Source organism: Bartonella sp. AP88XZML (genome assembly GCF_042195565.1).
In the GTDB taxonomy this organism is placed as follows: Bacteria; Pseudomonadota; Alphaproteobacteria; order Rhizobiales; family Rhizobiaceae; genus Bartonella.
On sequence record NZ_JBHIOQ010000037.1, the window covers coordinates 1 to 3,961 of the forward strand.

Genomic DNA, 3,961 nt, shown 5'->3' on the forward strand with positions numbered 1-3,961 from the left:
TTTCCAATAATCTATGATTTTTGCGCGTAACACAGTGTTATAACCTAAAATGACAATAAGAGATTCACGTTTAGGAAGATGGTAACAAGGAAGAGTACGACCTGTTGAATCTTTGTATAATCCAGCAAAATTACTCAGGTCGATTTTAAGTTCGCTAAATAGTTTACGAATATCTCGTATTACATAGCCATGTCTTTTACCGCATAACTCTGCAATTTCAATGCTAGACATGGTTGGAATTGTTTCGTGTTTGTTTGTATTTTGCTGGATAGCAATAGGCTTTTCCATTACGAACCTCATATTGATGGGATTGATGAATGAAAGGGGGCGCTTTTNAGGCTTTTCCATTACGAACCTCATATTGATGGGATTGATGAATGAAAGGGGGCGCTTTTTCAAACGCCCTTAAGAATTTTAAAGCACATCACAAGGACGCAAACGGTGCTGCTGTTCATAGGTACCGTAAAACTCATCATTATATTTTTCTTTTGCTAAATCAGATAAAAGGTCATGGTAAGCAACACTCTCGCGTACAAAGTCATGAACTTTACTCTCCTCGTGGAGATGTTCGATATTTTCTTTTACATATGCTTCTGCAATTTCTTCAGAGATATCTTCACAATTATTCTCAGAAGGATTGATGCGAAAGATTTGGATTGCATCATCTACCTCAGCAACAATGCTTAGAATTTGGCTTGCATCAAGTGGTCCCGATCGACCAATGTTTTGATTATCATCGTAGGAAACTAATAAAATTTCATCAGAATTAATAAGAATTGGCTTATCCATAATTTTTCCTCCCTAACGCCTCTTGGCGATTGTTTGTGCGTGGTTTATGGAATATATATAATACGCATAATGCATACTTGTCAACAATAAAATATGCGTTATGTGTATTTTATTTTTAACGGTATAAAAATCTTGTAAGAAGATTTTTTCTAAATGACGATTCTCATGAAAGGGGAAGGTGAATGGTTATGAAAATAATAAAAAGTGATATAGAACTAGATAACAAAATAATGCATCTGGTTTCTACATTTAGTAATGAAAGAAAAAAAGCTTTTATTTTTTTTCTTCTGCATGCAGGCGATTTAAAAGGTGAAGAATTGTTTCTTTATCTGGTTGAGTTGTTTTTTGCAGTAGATTAATAATTTGCTCATCAACAGTTTTTTTTGTCGCAGGAATTGGAAAGGAGGGGCCTTCTCCCTCTCCAGTTAATAACCATCCTTCACTAATTCTAAATGCTTTTGCATATTTCGCAGATGCCCGCGATATTCCTCTTAATCCTTGTTCGTGCTGTATATAGCTAGAGTAGTTCCAGCCAAAATATCTAGCTGCTTCTTTAGCACTTCTAAAACCACGCGCTAAACGCGCTTTTATTAATCTAGCAGATTGGTCTATCGTGTTACTAAGCATTTTTATCTCCTTAATATATTCATATTGCATATAATTGGTATGCGTTTCGACTTGACTTTTAAGTACTCATAATGCATATTATTTTTTATGGGAAAAATAGCAGTAAAACAGTTACGTAAAAATCTGAATTTAACTCTGAAAGAAATGGCAGAACGGTTAGGCGTCAACAAGTCAACAGTATGGCGTTGGGAAAAATATGGTGTTCCTTCAAGAGGAGCCGTTGCATATCTTCTCGAAGCGTTATGGAATGAACAATCTCCTCCAACGCCTGCTTTTATCAAGGGTTCCACTGTTTGCATGAAGCCATGTGAACAAAATGAAATGTTGCAATCTCAATATGAAGAAAGGAAATAAAATGGACAGTTTGGCAGCGATGATTGTGTTTTTTATAGTCAATGTAATCATGTTTTTTGCTGGCTTTTACTTTTATAAAATGACAGAAACGACTGAAAAAGAGGTAGATGAAAAAGACAAAATAATAGCACAATTAAGTATATTAATTAACGAGTTAGAAGAAACAGTATCGAAAAGAAGAATTGTGGGGACCTTTGGAGGCTATGAGCAATAAAACAGAATAAATTATTAGATGTGTTTGCTTCTTTGCCTTTAAAAGCAAAGAAGCATAGAACAGTCAGTGATTGATCTCAAAGTGGGATGAAAATTGTTGATAGGGCTTCTGACGGAAAAAACTGGTCCAAAAACGAACTTGAAGTGTTTTATATGGATCATTTGACGAGGTGTGTTCAAGAATAAAAACTGGAACGGTTATCTTATTGGAATTTTCTGTTTCTGTAGATCGAATTTTTACGCTCCAAACGCAAGTAGATCCGCCATGTAAACTAAAGAAATCAATATCTCTTTCTAATTCGTGTTGAGCGATGGTATCCGTAATGGGAGATGCTATTAAATCGATGTGTTTTCGAGATATGTTGGGAGTAGTTTTTAGTGACTTTCGATAACGCGAATTGTAGGCGCTATGGAATGCCTCAACAAATTGAAATGGGCTATTTTCGTCTATTCGTATATGATTCATTTTTATTGGTTGTTTTGTAGGGTTTTTGATTTCAAATTCTACAGTAACAATATTGTGTGGTGGTATGACTTCAATCTTAGGTTCCTCAATATTAATCTCCAACTTTGGCTCTAAATTTTGTGATGCCTTTTCTAATATTGTAATTTTCCTTTTGATATTAACCAGTTGGCTTTCCAAATTTTTTAGCTTTTCTTGCATATTTTCCCCCTGCGGTTTCGAAAAAAATGATGATCAGATACGATTAAAAAATACTCTTAGAATTGGAATAGCAAATGATTAACACGATTCTTTGTCTTGATCTAGGCACTAAGACAGGCTGGGCGCTTCGTGATGCAGATGGTTTTATCACAAGTGATACAGAACATTTTCAATCACGCCGTTTTGAAGGCGGTGGCATGCGTTATCTGCGCTTTAAGAAATGGCTTACTGAACTAAAGAGGTCTGTTGATGAAATTGATGCGGTGTATTTTGAAGAGGTACGCCGGCATGTGGGTACAGACGCTTCTCATGTTTATGGGGGCTTTCTAGCAACATTAACGGCGTGGTGTGAACATCATCAGATACCGTATGAAGGCATTCCCGTTGGTACGATTAAAAAAGCAATGACAGGCAAAGGGAATGCGTCAAAAGAAGAAATGATTAAGGCAATGTGTGCAAAAGGTCACGCGCCTTGTGACAACAACGAAGCAGATGCTTTGGCAATTTTATATTTAATGAAAGAAGGGGATGCGCATGTCTAATGGTATGCCGTGGATAAGATTTCATTTGTATGACTGGATAAGTGGTACAGATGGGATGACGTTGGAACAACGGGGCGTTTATATAACGCTTATTGTACGCATGTACGATAAGAAAGCACCAATTAAAGAAGATTTTGAAACGCTTTCACGCGCTTGCAATTGTTCACGAAAAAAATTCGCAACTATCGTCGAATATTTAATGAGGAATGATAAAGTTATTGAGACAGATAATGGATTGTGGAATACACGCGTTGAAGAAGAGCTAAACGATTTTGCTGATAAAAAAGAGCATATATCACAAGTTCGTAGTGAAGCTGGTAAAAAAGGTGCACAAGCAAAAAACAATATAAAACAACATGTTAATAATTTTGCTGAAGCAAATGACAAGCAAAACATTTTTTTTGCTGAAGCAAACGCTAAGCAAAATCAAGCTATAAAGAACCAGAATAAGAATATATATAAAAAAACTAAAACTAACGTTTTAGCAAAAAAAGAAATTGGTTATGAAAGTTTAGAAACAATCGATTTGGTTGACGAGCCAACAGAGGTTTCTGCTGTTGAGACCACATCAGAGCAAATCGCAACAGGTGCGGATAACCAACCTCCCATTCACGAGCAAGAGAACGTTCCCCAAAAAGCAAAACGAGCGCAAGCTAATCGCGGTTGTCGATTGCCAGAGGATTTTGAACCGGATTACGATTTTGCAATCGAAGAGGGCTTGCCTCCGGAGCGCGTGAAAGTCGAAATCGCAAAGTTTCGAGATTACTGGCGT

8 protein-coding genes are annotated in these 3,961 nt (G+C 36.5%); 4 read left to right on the forward strand and 4 right to left on the reverse strand.

Annotated features, from left to right (window positions below; translation table 11 throughout):
* The 3 genes from ACFIK2_RS04175 to ACFIK2_RS04185 form a co-directional block, all read right to left on the reverse strand.
* Window positions 1-288 (reverse strand): Rha family transcriptional regulator (locus ACFIK2_RS04175; protein WP_375676916.1); only part of this gene is annotated, 288 nt, incomplete at its 3' end.
* Window positions 289-414: 126 nt separating this feature from the next.
* On the reverse strand, window positions 415-789 hold the full coding sequence (locus ACFIK2_RS04180) for a hypothetical protein (protein WP_375676917.1): 375 nt from the start codon (window positions 787-789) through the stop codon (window positions 415-417).
* Between the two features lie 273 nt (window positions 790-1,062).
* On the reverse strand, window positions 1,063-1,416 hold the full coding sequence (locus ACFIK2_RS04185; protein ID WP_375615508.1) for a helix-turn-helix domain-containing protein: 354 nt from the start codon (window positions 1,414-1,416) through the stop codon (window positions 1,063-1,065).
* Window positions 1,417-1,503: 87 nt separating this feature from the next.
* Here ACFIK2_RS04185 and ACFIK2_RS04190 point away from each other — a divergent pair, with 87 nt between their 5' ends.
* Entirely contained in the window at window positions 1,504-1,770 is a 267-nt protein-coding gene (locus tag ACFIK2_RS04190) for a helix-turn-helix domain-containing protein (protein ID WP_375615507.1), read from the forward strand.
* A gap of 1 nt (window position 1,771) precedes the next feature.
* Window positions 1,772-1,984, forward strand: coding sequence for a hypothetical protein (locus ACFIK2_RS04195; protein WP_375640037.1), 213 nt, complete (start codon window positions 1,772-1,774; stop codon window positions 1,982-1,984).
* A gap of 63 nt (window positions 1,985-2,047) precedes the next feature.
* On the opposite strand, the gene ACFIK2_RS04200 is transcribed toward ACFIK2_RS04195, so the two are convergent.
* Window positions 2,048-2,647, reverse strand: coding sequence for a hypothetical protein (locus tag ACFIK2_RS04200; RefSeq protein ID WP_375640036.1), 600 nt, complete (start codon window positions 2,645-2,647; stop codon window positions 2,048-2,050).
* A gap of 74 nt (window positions 2,648-2,721) precedes the next feature.
* Here ACFIK2_RS04200 and ACFIK2_RS04205 point away from each other — a divergent pair, with 74 nt between their 5' ends.
* A complete protein-coding gene (locus ACFIK2_RS04205; protein WP_375676918.1) occupies window positions 2,722-3,189 on the forward strand; it encodes a crossover junction endodeoxyribonuclease RuvC in 468 nt (155 codons plus the stop codon).
* The coding region (locus ACFIK2_RS04210) for a DUF1376 domain-containing protein (protein ID WP_375676919.1) at window positions 3,182-3,961 on the forward strand (780 nt) is incomplete at its 3' end. The genes ACFIK2_RS04205 and ACFIK2_RS04210, both read left to right, overlap by 8 nt.

Excerpts from the sequence above, each read along its gene's own strand:
- ACFIK2_RS04180 (WP_375676917.1), bottom strand. The coding sequence starts at position 789 with ATGGATAAGCCAATTCTTATTAATTCTGATGAAATTTTATTAGTTTCC.
- ACFIK2_RS04185 (WP_375615508.1), bottom strand. The coding sequence starts at position 1,416 with ATGCTTAGTAACACGATAGACCAATCTGCTAGATTAATAAAAGCGCGT.
- ACFIK2_RS04190 (WP_375615507.1), top strand. The coding sequence starts at position 1,504 with ATGGGAAAAATAGCAGTAAAACAGTTACGTAAAAATCTGAATTTAACT.
- ACFIK2_RS04195 (WP_375640037.1), top strand. The coding sequence starts at position 1,772 with ATGGACAGTTTGGCAGCGATGATTGTGTTTTTTATAGTCAATGTAATC.
- ACFIK2_RS04200 (WP_375640036.1), bottom strand. The coding sequence starts at position 2,647 with ATGCAAGAAAAGCTAAAAAATTTGGAAAGCCAACTGGTTAATATCAAA.
- ACFIK2_RS04205 (WP_375676918.1), top strand. The coding sequence starts at position 2,722 with ATGATTAACACGATTCTTTGTCTTGATCTAGGCACTAAGACAGGCTGG.